Origin of the sequence: uncultured Methanospirillum sp. (assembly GCF_963668415.2) — an archaeon.
Classification (GTDB): Archaea; Halobacteriota; Methanomicrobia; order Methanomicrobiales; family Methanospirillaceae; genus Methanospirillum.
The window spans coordinates 3,723,407-3,745,181 of sequence record NZ_CAXXDL010000001.1; the positions used below are offsets into that span (position 1 = coordinate 3,723,407).

A 21,775-nucleotide genomic window follows, 5' to 3' on the forward strand; every position below is an offset into this window, starting at 1 on the left:
ATTTCAGTTTGTATGGTAGATTCCAGAAGGTACATACGGGTGAATGAATACTCACCGGCAATAGCCTGTGAATAGATACCCGATCCGGGAAAACCCCGAATATATTAGAAAAAAAGAATTTAATTAGATCTTAATACCACTTTGGGAACGTAACTGAATACGCCCTGACGTACCTGAACATATCCGGTCCAGTCATGGTATCCGTCTTTGGAAACTAGGATCTGCCGTATCCCTGCTGGTACACCAACTGATTGGAGAGGAGTATCCCCCAGGTACACTCCGTCAGCATATACCTGTGCGTCTGACGGAGTCGAGGAGATCCAGATCATACCATTCGGTCCGGTCACTCTTCCAGAATTTGTTATAATGAAACCCGGTTTCCGGATGATGTCTGATCTTCCATTAGAATCAGATACTTCTAATGTCACCGTATATCTGCCAATCCCGCTGTATATATGAACCGGATTCTGCTCATGAGATACTGATCCGTCACCAAACGTCCAGTTCCAATGAGTTGGCTGTCCGGAACTGGTATCAGTGAATAAAACAGAGAGCGGAGGAACTCCCTGGGTACCATTTCCATCAAACCCGGCGGTCAGAAGGTTACTCCACTCTGCCAGCGGTAGATAATCTGTCTGGCCGGGAGAAAGAGTGAACGAGCCATTACAGATACCATCTCCCCGATCTGTATGGGTCTGTGAGAAACCAGTGTTATTCGGAGTTGCCCAGAAGTTCCCACCAAGGTTTGGTCCCCCTACAATGTTGGTTCCAGACGTGAGCGAGATGTTCCAGCCAGTATTGTAACTATACTGATCGATAAGGACGTTGTAAGAGTTATTGAAGATATTATTATACAGGATTGTTTGTGTGGTTGTATTTGTAATCAGACCGGACTGCTCGTTTTCAGATATCCTGTTTCCTGAAATTATGCCTTTTGTGGCATTCCGCAAAAGGATACCATCGTAATTCTTGGTGATTCTTGAATTTTTAACAGAAAATCCGGTCGTATTCTGAAGAAGAATTCCTCCTTTACCAATACTACTCTCTTCTGATGAGAGCAGTCCACATTTGGTTACCAGAACATCATCAAGGTTAACATGGGCAGAGCTGATAATTCCAATTCCATATTCACTCGCGTTTGAGACTGAACTCTTTGTTACATCAAACGTATCACAAAGATATGCCATAATCCCGGGGATTGGATATGGATAGAGATCTGATCTCGTATCTTTTACACATGAATCGGTGATCTTAATTTGTGTACTATTATAGAACCATACTCCACTGAGTGTCGGGTTTGCTATAGTAATATTAGAGAAAGAAAGGTTAACTCCATTCTCAATATCTATTCCATCCCAATTTCCTGTAAATGATGAATTTGAAAAAGATCCATTCTGAACAGAGATAGCAACCATACCATACATGGAATGTGTATCAGAAACGTTCTCAAAATGAATCTGATCGTTCCAGACTAACTGGTATCCGATATAGGAATTATTTGTCCTGATATTCTGTACAGTACCATTATGGCAGTTTGCGATGATGATCATCGCTGGTTCTGTATCTGTCTGGACAACAAAATCAGACTGGTTTGAATAGTATACGATTGGTTTTCCATCTACCAGGTTTGATCTGTCAATATGATGTAAGAAATGCGACAGTTCATATCCCTGGATATCAAAGCAGATCGTGGTATTATATACCTGATTATTCTGAACTGTGTAATTTGTTCCTAAAATCTTGATACCACTTCTCTCATGCTGAATGGTATTACCAAGGATCTGGTTATTATCACCTGATGCCTGTATTCCGACCCTTCCACCGGTATGAGTAGTATTATTGATTGCTCCGGAGATTGCAACGTAATTAATTCCTCTCCAGCTTTTGTCAGTTCTGAAATTTTGTATTACAACCCCCTCGAATATAGAATTATAACCGGATTGAACAGTAACCCCGGTCGTTCCTAAAAGACCATTTCCACTGAAGGTGTGCCCATTTCCATCAAGGGTAACATTCGAAGAGAGAATTGTAACTCCTGTTTCAGTAGTATTCGTAGCATTGTAATCGTTTGAGATACGATAATTACCAGGGCAGGTAATCGTCGTCGGCATAGTAATGGTAACCCATGATTCCGGTGACGAAGAACATACACCCGGATCACTTTCTATGCCAGAAACTGTAGAAAGGTTCGGCTCGGCACCAGGTTCAGAAGAACCCTGATTCTCGTACTCATTATTGTTGGCTAAAATCCTGGAATACAGATCGTTTCCAGAGGTACCATCCGGTTGGACAGCCGATACCACGAACCCCCCACATCCTAAAAGGATGAAGATCAGGAGTATTATCCAGTTATTCATTTGCATATGAACCCCACCACTGAGCATAGTGTTGCACAGGTATTGCCCAATATATAACAGATAGAATATAAATCTACGTAAATGAAAACAACCAGGTTGAACATCCGGAGTAAAATCATCCAGAATAACTATTCAGCCGTTCTCAGCGACGCCAATCTTTAATGTTCTAAACTCTTTAAATATCGCTTTATTACATGGATAATCGGAAAATTACCAAAAAACTTAGTATAATGTGGGTAAACGTTCTTTATCGGATAGGAAATACCTGAAGAGATAAAATTATAATTTCCAGAATGTCCTCTGGAAATCGTTGCATATATTTACTATCTGCACGAAAAAGTTGATAAATTAAAAACCAGAGTAACGGAACAGGAATCCCGACAAAATTTCAACAGCAACAATAGCGGCAAACCCCCTTCCTCGTTTGTTTACACCCGTAAGAACCGGACAACCTCTCTTCATAAGAAAACCCAGAAGAAACCAGGAGGTTAACAAGGTCACAAAGGAAAAACGCTGGAACAGTGTTCTATCCCTGATCAAATCGAAACTCATTCTTCTCATGTTTGTTCCTGCTGTGTGAGAAGCCTTCAGAATGGAGATATAATTGGAATTGAAAAAAGACACGTTTTCGACCTTCCTCCCCCACCATCATTTGAGATCATCGAACACCAATCCATCACTAAGGTTTGTATCCATTGTGGTGAAAAAACGTCAGGAATCTTTCCTCAGGGTTTTACACAACCCGTTCAATATGGGTCTAGAATCAAGGCCTATTTGAGTTATTTTGTTCATTATCAGTTTATCCCCTACGAACGGGCAACCAAAGCATGTTATGATCTCTTTGGTATCTCCCTCAGTCCTGGACCAATTATCAATATTACTCGCACGTTGTCAAAGAAACTCATATTGTTTCAGGAATCGGTTAAGAACGCTTTCAAATGCGAACCCGTTATCCACAACGATAAAACAGGAGTCAGAGTTGAAGGAAAACTCAATTGACTTCAGATCACCAGTTCATCTCGACTGACCTATTATTCAGTTCAGACAAAAAGAGGAACTGAAGGGATCAACAACATCGGAGTTCTTCCAATTTTACATGTGAATAAATGTCCACGATTTTTGGAAGCCATATCTTTCATATTCCTGTACGCGCAGTTTCTGCTGTGCCCATATTCTTTGGGAACTTAACCGGGTAGAAGAGGAAACAAACAAAGAGGGTCCATTTTATTAAGTAAATAATTGATAAAAGCAAATGATATTAAGGAAATATTTCATTTGGACGAAATTCCCATACCAACTATCATGATGAACAACATCAAAAACTCAAATGATGATCTAATTCAAGCAGGACTTGATGAGAATCCGCCCTCCGTTCATATTCCAGGAAAAAGGTATGAAGAAAAAGTGATTTGCCAGGAATCTGCTCGAAAGGATGTACATCTATAGAGACAGAATCCTGCGATTTATGGAGGATATTCTAGTTCCATTTGAAAATAATCTCGAAGAGTGGTATATTCGGATGATAGAAGTTTAATGAAGATCTCCGGAGGATTCAGGGACATATCTACAGCTGAAGCAGTATCTTTGATCAGAAGTTATATCTCAACAATGAGGAAAAATTGTGGAAAGGTTATTGAGGCAATAAATGGTGCTTTTAACAATAATCCCTGGATGCCAGATACTCATATGATCAGGTCATAATGATCTGATGTATCTCCTTTTCCTGTTTGTCGATATGATGCCTGAATAGTTACACCAATATAGATAAGTATTTATTGTCAATGCGTCAATATTGACGGGTGATTCTGCCAATTGATGAGAAGCAATTCGGATTCTGGGCGATGCGTAGAGGAGGAACGCCCAACGTAACAATCGCCAGCCTGCTGGGTATCTCAAGGCAGGCAGTATCCCAGGCTCTTCATGTCATGGATAAAAAGATTGAGACTAGTCTCATCGAAATGGCAAATGCTAACCAGATCTCAATTGACACAATCAATGTAGAACGGGGCATTCTCATCGGGAGGTCCATCCCATTGAAAACCCAGGTAATCATCTTTGTCTCCGCAAAACATGGTATACAGGTATGGTATGAGCACGAAGGAGAATGTGAAACATGCCAGCGATATACCGATTGCATCGAATTGATCTGGGATTATGCAGATGAACTCAATGTTACGATAAAAAAAACCGATGAGCCGACAAAAATGGCAGAAGAACTGTTTAATAAGGTAAAGGAGTCCGTATGACATTAACATATATTTCAGAGATTATTCATAATGGGGCAGGCTGGTGCCCGATGTCCAGTAGGGTAATGAGAGAACCATTCACCTCATTGAAAATTTCGGAGTCGAAGAAAAACAGTCCCGATGATGGCAAGGGGAACACTATAGTTCCTTCCTGGTTACAAGACGGCTCAATCCTGGTTGCCCTGACATCAGCTGCCTGCCTGCTGATTTTATGTATAGTCCTTAAACATGTCCTACTTATCCCCCAACAGCAACTAAATAATGATATCATCATCTGGATTATGTTATTCATGGGATTTGGTATATCAGAGTCGGTGATGAAAAAGCAAATTTCATCAGAGAAGAAGTGTTTAAGACCACTGATATGGTGTATGCTGATTGTTACAACCATGCTTGGAGTAATCGGTATCTACGCATTTTGAATTATTGTTAATAAAAATCACTTTTTTGTTTCTTACACAAACCTCCACTAATCTGGCTTCTGACCGGAATAATTCCGATATGTTCACCAGTTCACTTCTTCAGCGAAATGATAATCTATCCCACTTCAACATTTACCTGGTTTCTTAAGTAAAACCTAATCTAGCCCAGTTTATTCAGTATCTGAATGATTACCTCCCGCTCGATCGATTGGAGGTCAGGAAAGATTCATCCCGTGTAAACGGGGAGCTCCTCTACATGAACCATTTACTTATCATATAACTCTGAACATTATGTCGAAATGATTGAATTACCCATTAAATAATGAAATTCTACCGAAGTCTGAATGAGGAGAAATCTGCTTTAAGGTATTCCCCTTATGCACGGGTTGACCTCATGGTTTCTACTTTTAAGAGTCTATGGTTAACGATTTTTCTTGCTATACCCATCTGATGAAGATGGTTTTTTACCGTTTCTCCCATTGAGATTGAGTCTTGATTCGAGATCTTCCCCTGAATTCCGATCTTCCTTTTTTTCGTGAAGATGAATAATATAGGCGATTACTTCATAATGAGTCTCTAAAATTGTCATGAAATGCGTTGCATTTTCATAATGGGAAGCATAATACCTTGAGATCATCGACATTTATATAAGATCTTCCGAAAGTCCATTTGATAAAGAAGTTCATAATCAGGATGATAAGGTCTACCATTCAAATTGATTGTTTGGAGAAGCTGATTACTATGTGGGGATATTTTCCGGTCAAAAAGAAAGGAGCTTAGAGGCCCGCTGAATAGTTACCATACTTTCATATATTGAAAAAAATTCAGTTGATCAAGTATATGGAACCTACCTAAAAATAGAAATCGCGATTTGTTGATAATTATAATTGTATAAGTTATTTATGACTGATTTTTCATCAACTACTTCTGATAACAAATGCCGCTGGGAGATAAACGCAGACCCCTGGGATGTAGGTATGGGTGATAAATCAAATGCATTCCATCGTACGATAATTCGTCCTCATACCGAAGAACTGCTGGATATCAGGAGAGGAAATTATGTACTTGATATCGCATGTGGGACCGGATTTTTTTCAGAAAGGCTTGCTGAGAAGGGTTCTGAAGTGGTGGCATTTGATTTTTCAGAAAATATGATTAATTATGCCAGAAAAAGACGTCAGGCGTACTGTAATTCTATTTAATTTCATATGTGTGATGAAACACAGTATGATGACCTGAAGGCACTGAAATAATCCCGCTATTTTGATAAAGCAGTTACACATAAGGCCATTATTGATATTGCAGTGATTGAACCCCTTTTCCGGGCAGTGGTTACACTACTGAAACCCGAAGAACATTAGTCTTTTCATTTCATCATTCCTACTTTGTTAAACCTGAAGGATATTATTTCAGTCTTTTTATTCATGATGGTGAAGGTATTGTTGGTCAGCCTATCAAGCAATTTTTTTATCATCGACCTTTACAAGATCTGATGTATCTCTTTTTTACTAGTTTTGTAATCAATGGGTTTTTTGAAGAGCCTGACGATGACAAAGAGATTCCTGTTATCATTACAATCCGATTGCGCAAAACATGAAAGGTTGATATAGAATCCTGCTTTATGATATCATGATACGCTTTTCTTCAAACCAGAATATCAGGGTCATTTTCAGATTAGATTAACGATTGGTGTTTTACGATTTAATCCGTTTAAACTGATATGCTCCGGCAGCGACGGTAAAACATGCAAACGCGAAAATCACTACCAGACAGATGAGTGGATGGATTTGGGAAACTCCGGTAAGGCCATATCTGACACCCTCTACCCCGTATGTCAGTGGATCGATCAACGTAAGTGGGCGAACAAATTCGGGTAACGCAGATATCGGATACAGTGCTCCGGACAATCCGAAAATAGGAAACGCAATGAAGCTCATGGATAATTGGAATCCAGGCATATTATCAAATGATGAGGCTAATGCAATGCCAAATGCTGTAAACGAAATGCCGATGATAAGCATTATCACCAGAGCGGATATGAATCCAGTGACATCAGATCCGATTAATCCGATGATGAGGGCAAAGAAAAGGATAAGAAATCCCTGTAACACCGCGGTGGTTGCACCACCGATAGTCTGACCAAGCATAATCTCATACCGGGAGATAGGAGCTACCATGGTCTCCTTTAATATTCCAAACTGTTTATCCCAGATAATCTGTGTACCTGCAGCTATTGAAGAGAACATGACACTCATGGTAACCATACCGGGAATAAGGAATTCCATGTAATTACTCTGCAGGTTGGGAATATTTACCACAGAATTGAGTCCATACCCCAGGAAACATATGAAAAACAGGGGCATCATAATACTACCAATCACCCGGCTCCGTGATTTCACAAACCGTTGCATATTCCGAAGCCATATTGCATATATAACATCCATTATGCTCTCCCCGTCATTCTCTCTCTGTTTTGTATATTTTCCCAAAAATCAACATCAGAATCTCTGATTTTTCTCCCGGTATAGAATAAAAATACATCTTCCAGAGTAGGTTTATGGATAGACAGAGAGGTAATGGGAATCTGCTTTTTAATCAATCGGGTCATAATGACCGGGACATACTGCTCTGCATGCATGAGACTGAAAATTACCTCATGTTGATGCACGTCAACCCTGTTAATCCAGGGTTCCCGTACGGCCTGTGCTACTTCATTCAGGAGGGGTGATTTGATCGTGATTAGATCTCCCCCCAGACTGGATTTCAAATTATCAGGAGTATCAATGGCAATTATTCTTCCATGATCGATGATACCAATCCTATCACAAAGCCGGTCGGCCTCTTCCATGTAATGGGTGGTCAGAATAATCGTAATCCCTTTTTCTTTCGATAACGAGGTGATATAGTGCCAAAGATGATTGCGAGTCTGGGGATCAAGACCAAGAGTCGGTTCATCAAGAAAAAGAACAGACGGGTGATGGAGCAGACCACGGGCTAATTCCAGCCGTCGTTTCATACCGCCGGAAAATTTCTTCAGAACATCATACCGACGATCATAGAGTTCCACCAGGGTGAGCAGCTCGTTGATCTTCCGGGTCCTAATTTCCCTAGGTACCCGGAAGATTCGGGCATGGTATTCCATATTTTCCCAGGCGCTAAGTTCTTCATCGATACTTTGAGACTGAAATACGATGCCAATGGAGCGGCGAACCTCATCTGGTTCTGTACATGTATCATGACCGTTTACCATTGCAGAGCCGGATGAGGGAGCCAGCATCGTTGATAATATTGAAAGAATGGTAGTCTTACCAGCCCCATTCGGGCCAAGCAGACCAAATATCTCCCCTTCCGGTATTTCAAGAGAGACATTATCGACTGCTATGAGTTTTCCAAAGGATCGTGAGACCTGTTGCATCTGTATTGCAGGAGTCATGTGATTTGCCTTCTGGGTATCAAGAGAGGCGGTTCTTGTAACCTGGTACCAATTCCTTGAGGTATTATCATATCTTATTGAGAAATCTTCCGTCGCGAGAACATGGGGGATAATTATTACCCTGAACACTAGTGATCCAGAGATCTAACGATCAAGATTCAGAACTGATGGTCACGGTTTTTTTGCAGGGGGACTTCAGGATAAGAGCAGCCTGAAACAGATCAGTGTCCATCATAATCGATCGTAGGTTCATTAAAAAAAGTCCATAGGGAGGAGGGCTTCACCCCTCTTCCCAAACCTCCCCATGTACTTGATAGAATCATAGGGATGGGCGAGCATCCTTACTTCGTAACGAGTGTCGGGTTAGGGAATACTTCCTTCAACAACACCCACGATAACCATTCACAGGACAAAATGATATCATGGATTAATTGGGCTTGAAGGCAATCACCAACCAGTGAAGGGGCACCACCATTTTCCATATGATGGACAACTTGTTCTGTCGCATATACCCATTGCACAGACACTGAGATGATTCCGGAATTTTCTTGAGTAACGGAGTCTTGCTATCATCTGTTACACCTCTATCCAATCAACTTTGCATGTGAATATATAAGTTCGCACCAGAATCTGCCAGGAAGATAATTCACATATTATTGCTATCATCATCTCTATTCATTGAAAACATGGAATTATGAAGCTGAATAGTCAACCGACGAAATTGTGCAGTAGAAAGATATCGGCTGAATTCTAATCCATCTGTTTCATGAAACGGCTTGATCAGGGGGGCAATTTCAGGCATTTTTAATCTGATTGCACATTAGGCATATTCCATCTGTCATACTACCAGGAGGGAAAAAGAAACTATGTGGATTTATGCGAATTAGTAACGGTTGAAAAGAGAAATTATCCATAATGTGCAGCATTTTAGACCGGGTCAAAAAAGATGGCGATAACCCGGGTTGAAACCATACCGTAATCTTCTTGTGGATATCTAAAACCAGGATTCCTGGTTTCCATGATCTGAAAACCGGATCTATGCTTTCCGGATTTAAGCCGACACCCATTGATATGAAAAGTTTTTACAGTGAATTGACATAAAGCCAATTGTGCTATTCATCCAAAATGAGTTTATTTACACCCAATTTCTGCAGATTGCCATCAATCCGGAATATGTTTTGCAAATATATATATACAAAAAAAGATCAGTAATCCTATGAAATTATTTCATGTGCTGTGCTTTTTTGTGATAGCAGGCTTTACAATCTTTGGATCAGTCCAGGCAGTAACGGTAGAATCTACTCAGGTATCTGACGAGACTCTTGCAATACTATCAAATGAACAGCCGGATGTGACTATGTCCATGGAACCCGGAGTATACCTCATCTCCTTCCAGGCTTTTGAGCCCCAGAGGATGAGTTACAATCAGGCAACCAAAGATGCCGGTGTAGGATCATCAGAGCTCATTATTGACAGCCCCTACAACGGAAGTCTCGCCTTCGGGATTTATAAACCGAATGAATGCACTATCAATATAACGAGTACAGGCACCTGGGCAGCACAGGTTACCAGGTATGATATGACAAATCCGGTTATGACACCGGTGAATCTGTCAGGGACAGGCACTACTGTTTCAGAGCCATTCACCCTGGAAAAAGGAGAGTATTTCTTCCAGAGGGGGCAGACCCAGGCAGAATCTCCGATGTATTTCCTCTCATACTCAAACGGTAGTTACGTCATGGACGATACCAACTCATACGTCCTGCCAGGATTCAGCAGAATCTCTACCGAAACATTCAAGATCCTCAACATACCAGAACCAGGCACATACTACCTGAATGCAATCTGTATGGAAGAGAATCCAATGACATGGAATGTATCCATCAGTTCAGTGCCACCAGCACCGGTAATGGGACCCGGCCCGGCTATTCGTGAAACTGCATAAATCCGGGACCAGTTCTCCGGATCTTTTTTCTCTATCTGGGGCCCTCGTCATACTACCATGGAATATTGTGAGAAAAACTATACCCGCATGAATGAAAAAACCTCAATCTCCGATGCTATTGCTCTCGAGGGTATCTCTACATAATTCTTCACGAGTGGACTGGCATTTCTTTTTCTCGTTGTGAGGTATAATTCCGGAGAGGTGGGCGTTGGACCTGACTTGGTACATAGATATTGAGCACGGGAGTTACCCTGTATGATGTTCTATTGTTCTGACCCAAGGGTAAAGAAGCAGGTAATGCCATAGGTAACCGACAAAACGTACTGTACGGTTCGATTATAAAGCTGAATCAGAATTCACGGGTATTCTGTACATCTCCGGTTCTATAGTGTTCCCTGAAGTATGAGGTTTCCAATTTCTCCATGTGTTATATACTCTTGGTTTTATCGAACTGAACATGAAAACATCACCTTGTGTATTTGAATATTCAGTTCAGTATTATCTCGATCTTTTTTTTTTAGTTCTTTTTACCTCCTAATAGATATTCGAAATGTGAAAATTTCAAAGATTTGGAGGTATTTTTACCACATGAGAGTATTGTAAAAAGGGAAACCGTTGAAATCAGTAACCGATAACACCTTGGTATCACCATACATACCTTACTACCATGAGTGAGGAAAAAACTCAGTCTCTTAAGATCGAAAATATTGTTGCGTCAGGATCTATCGCTGATTCTATCGATCTCGAGATGATATCTGCTAAAATAGAAAACTGCGAACTCAATAAGAAACGATTTCCCGGCGCAGTATACAGGATCATGGACCCAAAAGTGGCGTTCCTTGTATTCTCATCTGGAAAAGTAGTGATTACTGGTGTTAAAAGTCCGGAGGATCTTGTCCTGTGCCAGGATATTCTCATGAAGAATATGAAAGAGGCCGGAGTACTATGTCATGAAACGCCTAATGTGGCTGTCACAAATATGGTCTGTTCGTATGATCTTGGCAATAAGATCAACCTGAATAAGGTAGTTCTGTCCCTGAGCCTTGAAAATATCGAGTATGAACCTGAACAGTTTCCCGGGTTAGTATACCGCATATCAGATCCTAAAGTTGTTGCTCTTCTCTTTTCATCTGGAAAAATAATCCTCACCGGGGGAAAAACGATGGAAGATGTAGAGAGAGGGGCTGCATTTCTTGAACAAAAGTTATGTAATATATAAGGGTTTGCCTGACCTTATCTCCACCTCAATTTTAGAGTCCGTTCATTTGCAGGTATTCATGCAGGGGTTACATGTATGTCAGGTCACACCCAGACTCTGACAAACACCGATAATACCTTGGGTTCATCATACCAATCTTACCCCACATGAGTGAGGAAAAATCTGGTTCCCTTAAGATCGAAAATATAGTTGCGTCAGGATCAATCGCTAAATCTATCGTTCTTGAGATGATCTCCACCTCTGTTGAGAACTGTGAACTCAACAACAAAAAATTCCCTGGCGCTATATTACGGATAGCAAACCCCAAAATCACGGTACTGGTATTCTCCTCCGGTAAGGTTGTAATGACCGGTATAAAAAGTCAGGAAGAATTTGCCCTGGGTCTGGACATTCTTATAAAGAAGATGAAAGAGGTAGGAGTAATCTGTTATGATACGCCTGATGTGATAGTTACGAATATGGTCTGTTCGTATGATATGGGCAATAAAATTAACCTGAATAAGGTGGTTATGACCCTGAGTTTTGAAAGCATCGAATATGAACCAGAACAATTTCCCGGGTTAGTCTATCGCATCCCGGATCCAAAAATCGTTGCGCTTCTCTTTTCATCAGGAAAAATAATCCTCACCGGTGGGAAAACGATGGATGATATACAGAAAGGACTCGCATATCTTGAACAAAAAATCAGCAGCATTTAAAGTAATATCAGAAAAGTCTTATACCTAACCGATTTCCAGATCATCAATGTATATCAACTAAAAACGTTTTTTTAAATGTCTGATTGCTCAATGAGGCCGTCCAACGAAGGCCCTATTATTTAAATAGGTCATAAAATTTCTCGACTCTCCACTCTTTTTTCATTTCGTTAATTGCCGTGGGACCGATTTCGGCACCATTATATACTATTGAAACTGGCCTCTATGCTCGTTGGCTCAAACGAAAAAAGGACATTACATGGGACTGTAAATCCAACAAATAGTGTTTCAATCAGTACATTACTTGGAAAAATGGATCTTACCCAGATTGAAATTGAATTGCACAACCATCTCAATTACAGCCAAACTCGAAAATGGTTATATTCACCAATATTATTATTCAAACTCTTGATTGTCCATTCCTTTCGAAAACAATCCTATCGAAAATTCATCAAATCACTAACACTTGAAGATTGCATTGCTCTTGGAATTCCTGAAATAGAGCCCGGAAAATATCATATTCCCTCTGCAAGTAATTTACATGATTTTGCTTACAATCGTTTGCGATTAGACGGCTTTAAGAAGATCATGTACCTAAACGGAGCCATTGCATGTCAATCTATTCAGAATGGTCACGGAATGGTTGATTCAACCCCTATTGAAGCCTCAAGGTATGATAAATATGCAGAATATAATCCCCATTACGCTTGCAGGATGCACAAATATCACATATTTCATTTAAACAACTTTCCACTTTATGGAATATTTTCTGAAGGTAATGCTCATGATTCCCCATATGCAATCCCATTAGCTGAAATTGTTGGTACGATGAATCCAAGCATGATCAAAGTTCAACTTGATGGTGGCTATGATTCCTTCATGATTTATGCGAGATACTGGAGAATTTTCAGAATTCAACCACTAATCGATCCAAGCAAGAACGCAATTTTGAACATAGAGGGGACAATTGAGAGAATTGATCATTGGGTAAATAAAATGTGGAAGAAAGGGGGAGACATTCGAGATTCTATTGAGGAAAAAATGCTATTTCTCACGAATAATGGAAGGGAGAAACAGGTCGGGATGTATCTTCGCAATCAGAACTTACTTAATCCAAATTTCAGAGTTGAATACAAATCAAGGGCAGATTGTGAAAGAACTCATTCACACATGAAACGAATGTTTAATTTCAGTGTAAAATGGATTCAGAAAAGATCTGAAGAATTTTACATGACATTGAATCTCATTTCATATCAGTTTGTATTACTTGCAAATTTAGTAAAAAACCAAGGAAAGGGTCAGGGTCTATCAAAATATTACTGAAAAAATAAAATGCAGATGTCCCATTAAGTAGCGAATGCTATCGAGTTTTTAGTTCTTCTTCGTCTATCAACTGTAATTTTGAGTAGTTTGGATGTTGATTCCCATCCTTTGCAGTGCGTGTATCTATCATTCTATTGTAAAAATTGGTAGTTCGACAAAAAGCGAATTATTTGATTGACAATCTGTCCAATCTACATCTTTTCATTGGACAGCCTCTCAATGAAGACAATCATATTAGAATAGATTCGATAAGGCTCTTTCTCAGGTTCACGTGGGTAAGATACCGTATGTCACATTCGTCAGATTCCAGGTGACGTCATGAATGAATCAGGATCTCACCAGTAACCCATGATTTCTGGCGTAATTGTACCTGTTCCTCATCTGGGATGTATTGGACTGGTCAATAAACTAAAAAGTTGTCAAAGCACTCACAAAACCGTTCCAGGACCGGAGGTCATAAAATGAGCCCCGGTTTAGGTGTGAAGAGACTTCTGATAACCTGATCGGGGTTCGTAGAACGAATCACCATCCTCACGATGCCCAGAATAGTGAAACGTTTCGCAATCGTTTCCGTAACCTCCAGAAAAAAGATTACTTGGGATTCTGTTCTACCCAACCAGAACCGCTTGTGGCCGCTGCAATGTTCCCGAAGATATACCGTTATTTACAGACAAGGTCACACCATATGAACCATTCCCGGTGTACTGATGGTATGGATTCTGAAGGTCTGATGTTGAACCATCACCAAAATTCCAGAACCATGAAACCGGGTTACCGGTAGATGAATCAGTAAACCTTACACCAAGTGGTGCCTTACCACTCTCAGGGAATATGGTAAAACCCGGAGTGATTTCACCGGGCACAGGAATCGGACTCGGTTTAGGGATGACACCATTCGTAACTGTGATAACGTCATTCCAGACACAGTACCCACCGGTCTGATCATTCATTGCCTGCAGGGATACAGAATATATTCCCGGCAATGTGTACGTATGAGTGGTATTTTTTGATGTATTTGAGTACCCGTCTCCAAACTGCCATAAGAATGAAGTAGGAGAACCGATTGATGCATCTGAAAAATTCACAAGAAGGGGCATTGCACCATACCGGGGAGTGGCATTGAACATTGCATGAACCTGCCCGGGCACTGGTATACTTTTTACATACATATCCTGGTTTGCTGTCAGATTCGTAAACGTCCAGTTGTCAATTGCACCCAGCGACTTAGCATTCACGATAACATCCTGAACTGCAGTTCCAGGTTTTGACTGAGTAAAGTATGTCTGGTTTGAGTAAAACGGGAATGATATATTACCTTTTGGAACCACAATCCCCCATTCATTCGCAGATGAATTGATGTTTACAGTCGGTGTCGGAGTTGGTGTGGAAAAGACAGTATTAAAGATCTCAAATTCATGGGAATAGTATTTCAGATCACCATACTTCATCTGACCATCATAATCGATATTCATGGCGAGGTTGAATGTACCATTCGGCCGTAATGCAGTGGTTCCATAGCTGTTCAAAACAATCCAGTAAGGGGTGGAAACTGTATCATCATATCCGACAATCAGAACCGCATGGCGACCACTCCAGTAACCATTATTATACGTATCAGGATTCCAAATCGCCGAATCAGGTTGTTCATACCAGAATGTATTAAATGCACTCCATCCGTCAGACGGAAGAGAATAAACATAGATTACAGGAATATTTGCGTTAATCTGTGATTTAATCACATTTACGGCATTATTCTGACAGGAATGCGTTGAAAGCACGGTATCAGAGACGCTGGTTAGTGGATAATTTGGTGATGTAGAAATTGATGATGCATCCATCAATGATCCTTCTCCAAACCAGTCATAATCAGCAAAACTGGCATTCGTATTACTCCAGGGAATAGCCTTCTTTAAAGTCTCTGAATAGAATCCAGCAAAATCAGAAGGGTACCCTCCACTACATGCATTTCCGGAGGACGCCCCGCCATTCCAGTTGGAGTTAAAGTATTGGATAGATAATCGCGAGTTCACATTGGTGGTAACCTTATGGGCAATTTCAAGGGCTCCCGTAGAGGCCCACACCCAGCAATTACCACAAAATCCCTGATCACGGGTATTACCCAGATATGGGAGATCAGATATCAGTGACTTGGACCCGGCAGGCAGAGGTTCGCTACGTGTACTCTCGACTGTAGGCATCAATGCACGTTTGGATTCATGCTCCTGAAGTTGTAATGGTGTAAAATGCATAACAGGATGTCTGATATATCCACTCGTAGGTGAACCATTTCCGGTATCTCCAGGACCCTGCTCTGTAGGAGATGAGTCACAGAACCCACGTATTGGAAAGAGCGAAACCAAAAGGAATGAGATAAATAAAAATGTTAATACGTATTTAATGAATATACCGGGCCCCATCATGATGTAAAATATATTCTATTCTCTATATATTTACGCCTATATAATTTTCAAATTTTCATTTGACCTTGGTGGGCACATTTTTTGTAGTATGATATCGTGCTCAGGCAACCGAGTATAAATTGCGCACTGATAGAGTCCCACCATCCCAGGCAGGTACATTTCAGAAAGATATTGTACATAAAATTGATTTTTTCCTAATATCTATGATCTGGCAGAATTCATCATATTTATCCTTTTATGTAATGGCGCCATTGACGGTGAATATATCCCTATCTGAATTAAACACACTGTTGTTCTGGTATGCTCGTAAGTAGAGTATGGGGGACCTCATGATGTGGCTATAATGGAATACAGGAGCCAGATAGCCACTAATGATACCAGATAAAATTCATTGAACCAGTTTGCCCTGTAAATGATTCAATCGGGGGGTTGAATCATCATTTTGGGTTTTTACCGGATGCCATCCAGGCATCCGGAATATAACACCATGCAATAGCAGAGCGGATGAAAATTTTTTGACCAGTCCAGTATAACCATGAAAGCATTAGACGATATTAGAATTGGAAGAAAACTCATCGGATCATTTCTCGCAGTTGTTCTCATCATGATCGCCGTCGGAATTGTGGGATACTCCGGAGTCTCGACAACAAACAGTTACCTGAATCAGATGTATACACAGCAACTGATTCCAACCGACATCCTTGAAAAGACCGAGGCTGATCTCTGGCACCTTAGAGGGAATCCCCCGGGATATCTCTTAATTCCTTCAACGCGAAACAGTAGTAAAGTAGATAGCACCGATCTCATAGCGTCTATAGATGCCAACCTGACAAAGTACGAATCATACATTGTAACAGAAAAGGAACGGGAAATTTATAAAAATGGAAAAATTGCGTGGGAGAACTACAAAGTCGCGATTGACAATTTCCATACCCTTGTTGATTCTGGAAAAAATGATGATGCGTTAACTGAGCTGACCACCGGTAACCTGGTAAGTCAGAGAAAAGCATTGTCAGAATCACTTGATGAACTGGCGACTATGAATCTGAATGACGCCAAAGGTCTTTCTGATGAGGGACATAATACCGTATCATCTATCAGTTTCCTGCTCATATCTGCGATTATCATCGGAGCAATTGCAGCATTTTCACTTGGTATTCTCATCAGTTCAAGTATCACTGGTTCCCTGGCCCGGGGCGTTCACGTGATGCAGGAGATGAGTACCGGCCACCTTGATAACAGACTGAAGATGACCCGAAAGGATGAGATCGGGGATCTTGCGGTAGCAATGGACAGGTTTTCAGATGACCTGCAGTTTGTCATTATCGGCGGGTTAAAACAGATAGCATCTGGTGATCTTTCACTTTCAGTCCCTCCCAGAGACGATAAAGATGAGATCGCACCGGCATTCAACCAGCTGCTATCAGCCATAAACAATATTATGGGCGAAGTTGGCACGCTCATATCAGAAGCAGAGGAAGGAAGACTACAGAAACGTGGGGATGCAACCCAGTTTACCGGAGTATATCAGAACATCATCGTTGGCATCAACAACATGCTTGATGCAATTACGACTCCGCTCAATGAAGCACTCAGAGTATCAAACGAATACTCTCATGCAAAATTCTCAGCCCGGTTCAACGATGATGTAATAATCAGAGGAGACTTTGTCGCTCTCAAAGAGGGACTTAACACCATCGGAACCGAACTATCCGCAGCGATCGCAACAATATCAGAACAGGTTGGTGCACTTTCAGCCTCTTCAGAAGAAGCAGCAGCAAGTGTCGAAGAGATAACTGCTGGTTCTGCTTCTGTGGCCCAGAGTTCAGGTGTGGTAAGTTCTAACGCAGAAAAGAGCGTCCAGGCAGTCGATCAGGTGCTCGGTGCCATGGAAGATCTGAACAAGTCGGTCTCAATAGTTGCAGCTAAAGTCGATTCTGTCAGCAGGTTAACCCAGGAAGCAAACGGTACTTCAACTAAAGGAGTGAAACAGGCAGCAATAGCAGAAACGGGAATTACTGCGATCAACGGGGCGGTAAACGATGTCGGTGTGATCATCAACGAGATCAGGGATCAGATGAATGAGATCAACAAGATCGTCGTGATTATCAGCGATATTGCCGATCAGACTAACCTTCTCGCACTCAATGCTGCGATAGAGGCTGCCCGTGCCGGTGATGCTGGAATGGGATTTGCTGTCGTTGCCGATGAAGTAAAGACCCTTGCGCAGGAGTCCCAGGGATCAGCAGAGAACATCTCAAAGATCATTACATCCCTGCAACACCAGTCAGACAGAGCCGCATCTGCTATGGAACTTGCAACAACGCAAGTTTCCCGGGGTTCATCAGCGATCACCGAGACGATCGATCTCTTCAATCACATCGCAGGACAGGTTGAGGAGATCTCTCAACATATGATGGAGGTCGCAAGCCTTTCTGAAGAGGAGACCGCAGCAGTCCAGGAGATAACATCCAGTGTCTCTGAAGTGAAAGACATGGCTTCACAGACTGCAGAAGAAGCTGTTGGTTCAGCAGCTGCCACAGAAGAATCGGCATCAGCACTCAACCAGGTATCAGGTATCATCAGCGAACTATCAGTCATTGCAACCAGGATTGACGAATCCGTCTCACGGCTGAATGGATAAATAAGAGACTGGAAATAATAATAGGAAAGAAGGATCACATTATGGAGATCAGTGCCATTCATCAGGTTTCCACCCAGTCAGAACAGGATATGCAGGTCAATGTAATGCGAACAAAAACTCAAAAGAACAAAAGCAGCACCGATCTGCAGTTCGTTGAGTTTACCCTTGGGAGTGAAAACTTTGCAATCAACCTGTTTAATACAAAAGAGGTCATAACACCGACCTCTATCACTCCGCTTCCTAACTCTGCAGCATATATCAAAGGGGTAATGGACCTTCGGGGAACCATCACCACAATCGTAGATCTTAAACTTTTGGTAACTATTCAGGCATCATATCACCAAACAGGAAAAGAAGGTACATCAAGTCATTAAGACCTTATCGTATGAGTCTCTGGCATCCATGGATTATTGTTAAACGCAGCATTAATCGCCTCAATGACCCTTTCACCATTCTTCCTGATTGTTGAGATGTAACTTCTGATCAAAACTACGGCTTCAGCGGTTGTTCTGTCCCTAAACCCTCCAGAGATTTTCATTTTTACCTTCATCATCCGGATATCCCGCTCCGCGAGATTATTATCAAATGGAACACGAATCTGTTCAATAAATCGCAGGATACTGTCTTTATGGATGTCCAACCTTTCGAGCAGGTTTCTGGCAAAACTCTTTTTCTTCCTTCCTCTCTTTCCGGGGATATGAATGGGTAGCGGATTCTCATCGAGTCCTGCTTGAATTAGTTCATCATATGAACTTTTGATGCTGTTCACCATAATCTGTGGTATGGGAATATCGTCCAAATGAAACATTTCCTTGAGATGTTTTGCTTGTATCAGTAATTCACTTAATATATTAGGCCATTTTTGTTCTGTTTCCTCTTCTACCCGTTTAAGTTCTCGAAGAATATGGGCACAGCAGAAACTGTGCGTACATGAGTATGAAAGATATGGATTCCAAAAATCGTGAACACTAATTCCCGTGTAAATTGGAAGAACTCCGATGTTATTGATCCCATCAGCTCCTCTTTTTGGCTGAACTGAGTAAGAGGTTAGTCGAGATGCACTGGTAACATGAAGCCAATGGAGTTTTCCTTCAACTCGGACCCCTGTTTCATCGTTGTGGATTACGGGTTCGCATTTAAGAGCGCTCTTAACCGATTCATGAAACAATATGAGTCTCTCTGACAATGTGCGAGTAATATTGACAATGGTTCCAGGACTGATGGAGATACCAAAGAGATCATAACAGGCCTCGGTTGCCCGATCGTATGGGATAAACTGATAATGAACGAGATAACTCAAATTGGCCTTGATTCTTGATCCATATTGAACGGGTTGTGTAACCCCCGGGGGAAAGGTTCCTGATGTTTTTCTTCCACAATGGGTACAAACCTTTGTGAGGGATTGGTGCTCGATGATCTCAATTGATGGGGGAGGAGGAAGGTCGAAAACTTGTCTTTTTTCAATTCCAATGATTGATCCATTCTGAAGACTTCTTCCACAACAGGAACAAACTTCAGGAGAATGAGTTTCGATGTGATCAGGATTAGAACTCTGTTCCAGGGTTTTTCCTTTGTGACCGGGTTGACCTCCTGGTTTTTTCTGGGTTTTCTTACGAAGTGAGGTTGTATGGTTCTTATGGGTGTAACCATCCGAGGAGGGGGGCTTGCCGCTATTGTTACTGTTGAGTTTTAGCCGGGATTCGAGTTCAGTTACTCTGGCTTCTAATTTATCAATTTTTTCGTGTAGATAGTAAATATATGCGACGATTTCAGGGGGGCAATCTGGAAATTTGGATTTGATCTCTTCAGGTATTTCCATTCCGATAAAAACAGGTTTAAACTCAAGATAAAAAGATCTTTCGGTTATAGTGGAAGATTTGAGTGAGAAAGGCAATATTTGAAGAGAATCAGGGTGGATAGTTTAGAAAGCGCTGAGAGAGGCTGAATAGTTACAACTTTTGCTCAATATCAGTGAGACAGGAGACTCAAAAAAGCGATCAAGAATCATCATTCTGGACAGCGATCCAACAGAAAAGTCGGTAGGAATCCTTGTTGATGACGTCTATTCTGTCAGTACCCGTCATGCTTCAGATATTGAGCGGGAGACTGATGACAAGGCTCATAGCACAAGATTTATTCTCGGAGTAATCAGGATAACCAGGTCAGACAAGCATAACCTTGTTCTCTGGCTTGACATTCAGAATATTCGTGCATCTATTACGAGTGAACTCTGAAATAAAATTTATTCTCTATTTTTAGTATTCTATGCATTGCCATAAGGATTCCCAGGCATATAATGCCTGGTATATTTGCCTTCTTTTACCAGAATGAGATATCCATCTTCATGAAGGTTTTGAACACCTCGTGTTACCGTAGGACTTGCAACTCCCAGTTTATCTGCCAGTTCTCTCCTGGTTATTCCTGGATTTTTTTGAACAGTCTGTAGTATTTTTCCAGATTGACCAGATGAATACCGTGAATAGAACTCTTTCTCTCGTGTTGAATAGGTCTGGGTCTGTCTCCCCTGAACTCGGAGATCAGTTCAAACTCTGGTGTCTCATCGCCGGGATATTCGCACTTGTGGCAGTGGCGCAAGTATCCTTGTGCGGTATTATGAACAGGCCATAGTCCTGCCAATGGTTCTGATCAATGCATCAGAGGTGATCATTCTCCTCGTTATCACCTCATTCTTTCTCCAACTCGATCTTGCAACCATCGAGGGTCTTATTACTGTGCTTGGAACCGATATAGATCAACTCGTTATCCTTACCGATGAGATACTTCATGAAGGCAGGGTTCCTTCACCGAATCTGTATCTCAAACGATTAAAGCGGGCACTGGGTATAATCATAGCTTCAGCATCGACGATGTTCATTGCAATGTTGCCACTGGCCCTGATGGATCTCTCTACCCTTCGTGGATTTGCCATCGTTACCATTCTGGGAGTTCTTGTCGGTGTAATCATCACCAGACCGGCATATGGAAGAATAATAATGGCAATACTCTCTAAATAAAATTTTAGAATTGATATACACGTTACACCGGTGAAAATTAAATGATCTCGCTGGATG

At 41.3% G+C, this 21,775-nt stretch carries 19 protein-coding genes and 1 pseudogene; 14 read left to right on the forward strand and 6 right to left on the reverse strand.

Annotated features, from left to right (window positions below; translation table 11 throughout):
* Positions 1-119: 119 nt before the first annotated feature.
* Positions 120-2,357 carry a NosD domain-containing protein gene (locus ACHZA2_RS17480; protein ID WP_319580783.1) on the reverse strand — a complete coding sequence of 746 codons (2,238 nt, stop codon included), beginning with the start codon at positions 2,355-2,357 and terminating at the stop codon, positions 120-122.
* Positions 2,358-2,684: 327 nt separating this feature from the next.
* On the opposite strand from ACHZA2_RS17480, the gene ACHZA2_RS17485 reads away from it, so the two are divergent.
* From ACHZA2_RS17485 to ACHZA2_RS17510, 6 genes are all read left to right on the forward strand, one after another.
* Positions 2,685-2,849 (forward strand): hypothetical protein, encoded by a 165-nt coding sequence (locus tag ACHZA2_RS17485; protein WP_394698649.1) that lies wholly within the window; start codon positions 2,685-2,687, stop codon positions 2,847-2,849.
* Between the two features lie 84 nt (positions 2,850-2,933).
* Positions 2,934-3,356, forward strand: a complete 423-nt coding sequence (locus tag ACHZA2_RS17490) for a transposase (protein ID WP_394698623.1) — start codon at positions 2,934-2,936, stop codon at positions 3,354-3,356.
* Positions 3,357-3,863: 507 nt separating this feature from the next.
* A complete protein-coding gene (locus tag ACHZA2_RS17495) occupies positions 3,864-4,058 on the forward strand; it encodes a hypothetical protein (RefSeq protein ID WP_394698624.1) in 195 nt (64 codons plus the stop codon).
* Between the two features lie 98 nt (positions 4,059-4,156).
* Positions 4,157-4,603, forward strand: a complete 447-nt coding sequence (locus ACHZA2_RS17500; protein ID WP_319580784.1) for a hypothetical protein — start codon at positions 4,157-4,159, stop codon at positions 4,601-4,603.
* The gene (locus ACHZA2_RS17505; protein WP_319580785.1) at positions 4,600-5,025 is read left to right on the forward strand and encodes a hypothetical protein; all 426 of its coding nucleotides are present in this window, start codon (positions 4,600-4,602) and stop codon (positions 5,023-5,025) included. Before ACHZA2_RS17500 ends, ACHZA2_RS17505 begins: the two co-directional genes overlap by 4 nt.
* 902 nt (positions 5,026-5,927) lie before the next feature.
* Positions 5,928-6,227 (forward strand): class I SAM-dependent methyltransferase, encoded by a 300-nt coding sequence (locus ACHZA2_RS17510; RefSeq protein WP_394698625.1) that lies wholly within the window; start codon positions 5,928-5,930, stop codon positions 6,225-6,227.
* 492 nt (positions 6,228-6,719) lie between these two features.
* Here the strand turns inward: ACHZA2_RS17510 and ACHZA2_RS17515 are convergent, their stop codons facing one another.
* Both ACHZA2_RS17515 and ACHZA2_RS17520 read right to left on the reverse strand, forming a co-directional pair.
* On the reverse strand, positions 6,720-7,469 hold the full coding sequence (locus ACHZA2_RS17515; RefSeq protein ID WP_319537611.1) for an ABC transporter permease: 750 nt from the start codon (positions 7,467-7,469) through the stop codon (positions 6,720-6,722).
* Positions 7,469-8,458 carry an ATP-binding cassette domain-containing protein gene (locus tag ACHZA2_RS17520; RefSeq protein WP_319580787.1) on the reverse strand — a complete coding sequence of 330 codons (990 nt, stop codon included), beginning with the start codon at positions 8,456-8,458 and terminating at the stop codon, positions 7,469-7,471. Before ACHZA2_RS17520 ends, ACHZA2_RS17515 begins: the two co-directional genes overlap by 1 nt.
* 1,216 nt (positions 8,459-9,674) lie before the next feature.
* Here ACHZA2_RS17520 and ACHZA2_RS17525 point away from each other — a divergent pair.
* The 4 genes from ACHZA2_RS17525 to ACHZA2_RS17540 all read left to right on the forward strand — a co-directional run bounded on the left by ACHZA2_RS17525 (position 9,675) and on the right by ACHZA2_RS17540 (position 13,640).
* Positions 9,675-10,403: a hypothetical protein gene (locus ACHZA2_RS17525; RefSeq protein WP_319580788.1), complete on the forward strand. Its 729-nt coding sequence runs from the start codon at positions 9,675-9,677 to the stop codon at positions 10,401-10,403.
* A gap of 667 nt (positions 10,404-11,070) precedes the next feature.
* Positions 11,071-11,622 (forward strand): TATA-box-binding protein, encoded by a 552-nt coding sequence (locus ACHZA2_RS17530; RefSeq protein ID WP_319537608.1) that lies wholly within the window; start codon positions 11,071-11,073, stop codon positions 11,620-11,622.
* Between the two features lie 146 nt (positions 11,623-11,768).
* Positions 11,769-12,320: a TATA-box-binding protein gene (locus ACHZA2_RS17535; RefSeq protein WP_319580789.1), complete on the forward strand. Its 552-nt coding sequence runs from the start codon at positions 11,769-11,771 to the stop codon at positions 12,318-12,320.
* Positions 12,321-12,542: 222 nt separating this feature from the next.
* On the forward strand, positions 12,543-13,640 hold the full coding sequence (locus ACHZA2_RS17540; RefSeq protein ID WP_319578110.1) for a transposase: 1,098 nt from the start codon (positions 12,543-12,545) through the stop codon (positions 13,638-13,640).
* 608 nt (positions 13,641-14,248) lie between these two features.
* On the opposite strand, the gene ACHZA2_RS17545 is transcribed toward ACHZA2_RS17540, so the two are convergent.
* Complete coding sequence (locus ACHZA2_RS17545; protein WP_319580790.1) at positions 14,249-15,889, reverse strand: PKD domain-containing protein; 1,641 nt, start codon at positions 15,887-15,889, stop codon at positions 14,249-14,251.
* A 706-nt stretch (positions 15,890-16,595) separates the two neighbouring features.
* Between ACHZA2_RS17545 and ACHZA2_RS17550 the strand changes: the two genes are divergently transcribed.
* Positions 16,596-18,704, forward strand: coding sequence for a methyl-accepting chemotaxis protein (locus ACHZA2_RS17550; protein WP_319580791.1), 2,109 nt, complete (start codon positions 16,596-16,598; stop codon positions 18,702-18,704).
* Positions 18,705-18,745: 41 nt separating this feature from the next.
* Positions 18,746-19,078, forward strand: a complete 333-nt coding sequence (locus ACHZA2_RS17555; RefSeq protein WP_319580792.1) for a chemotaxis protein CheW — start codon at positions 18,746-18,748, stop codon at positions 19,076-19,078.
* Here the strand turns inward: ACHZA2_RS17555 and tnpC are convergent.
* Positions 19,075-20,523, reverse strand: coding sequence for an IS66 family transposase (tnpC, locus tag ACHZA2_RS17560; RefSeq protein WP_319580293.1), 1,449 nt, complete (start codon positions 20,521-20,523; stop codon positions 19,075-19,077). The genes ACHZA2_RS17555 and tnpC overlap by 4 nt on opposite strands.
* Positions 20,524-20,662: 139 nt before the next feature.
* Here tnpC and ACHZA2_RS17565 point away from each other — a divergent pair, with 139 nt between their 5' ends.
* A complete protein-coding gene (locus tag ACHZA2_RS17565; RefSeq protein ID WP_319580793.1) occupies positions 20,663-20,938 on the forward strand; it encodes a chemotaxis protein CheW in 276 nt (91 codons plus the stop codon).
* Positions 20,939-20,967: 29 nt separating this feature from the next.
* Here the strand turns inward: ACHZA2_RS17565 and ACHZA2_RS17570 are convergent, their stop codons facing one another.
* Entirely contained in the window at positions 20,968-21,153 is a 186-nt protein-coding gene (locus tag ACHZA2_RS17570) for a winged helix-turn-helix transcriptional regulator (RefSeq protein WP_394698650.1), read from the reverse strand.
* A 59-nt stretch (positions 21,154-21,212) separates the two neighbouring features.
* Here ACHZA2_RS17570 and ACHZA2_RS17575 point away from each other — a divergent pair.
* Positions 21,213-21,718: pseudogene (locus ACHZA2_RS17575) on the forward strand (preprotein translocase subunit SecD); the annotation flags it as partial.
* Positions 21,719-21,775: the final 57 nt, after the last annotated feature.

Excerpts from the sequence above, each read along its gene's own strand:
- ACHZA2_RS17535 (WP_319580789.1), top strand. The coding sequence starts at position 11,769 with ATGAGTGAGGAAAAATCTGGTTCCCTTAAGATCGAAAATATAGTTGCG.
- ACHZA2_RS17525 (WP_319580788.1), top strand. The coding sequence starts at position 9,675 with ATGAAATTATTTCATGTGCTGTGCTTTTTTGTGATAGCAGGCTTTACA.
- ACHZA2_RS17505 (WP_319580785.1), top strand. The coding sequence starts at position 4,600 with ATGACATTAACATATATTTCAGAGATTATTCATAATGGGGCAGGCTGG.
- ACHZA2_RS17510 (WP_394698625.1), top strand. The coding sequence starts at position 5,928 with ATGACTGATTTTTCATCAACTACTTCTGATAACAAATGCCGCTGGGAG.
- ACHZA2_RS17545 (WP_319580790.1), bottom strand. The coding sequence starts at position 15,889 with ATGCATTTTACACCATTACAACTTCAGGAGCATGAATCCAAACGTGCA.
- ACHZA2_RS17550 (WP_319580791.1), top strand. The coding sequence starts at position 16,596 with ATGAAAGCATTAGACGATATTAGAATTGGAAGAAAACTCATCGGATCA.
- ACHZA2_RS17555 (WP_319580792.1), top strand. The coding sequence starts at position 18,746 with ATGGAGATCAGTGCCATTCATCAGGTTTCCACCCAGTCAGAACAGGAT.
- ACHZA2_RS17520 (WP_319580787.1), bottom strand. The coding sequence starts at position 8,458 with ATGACTCCTGCAATACAGATGCAACAGGTCTCACGATCCTTTGGAAAA.
- ACHZA2_RS17540 (WP_319578110.1), top strand. The coding sequence starts at position 12,543 with ATGCTCGTTGGCTCAAACGAAAAAAGGACATTACATGGGACTGTAAAT.
- tnpC (WP_319580293.1), bottom strand. The coding sequence starts at position 20,523 with ATGGAAATACCTGAAGAGATCAAATCCAAATTTCCAGATTGCCCCCCT.
- ACHZA2_RS17530 (WP_319537608.1), top strand. The coding sequence starts at position 11,071 with ATGAGTGAGGAAAAAACTCAGTCTCTTAAGATCGAAAATATTGTTGCG.
- ACHZA2_RS17480 (WP_319580783.1), bottom strand. The coding sequence starts at position 2,357 with ATGAATAACTGGATAATACTCCTGATCTTCATCCTTTTAGGATGTGGG.
- ACHZA2_RS17515 (WP_319537611.1), bottom strand. The coding sequence starts at position 7,469 with ATGGATGTTATATATGCAATATGGCTTCGGAATATGCAACGGTTTGTG.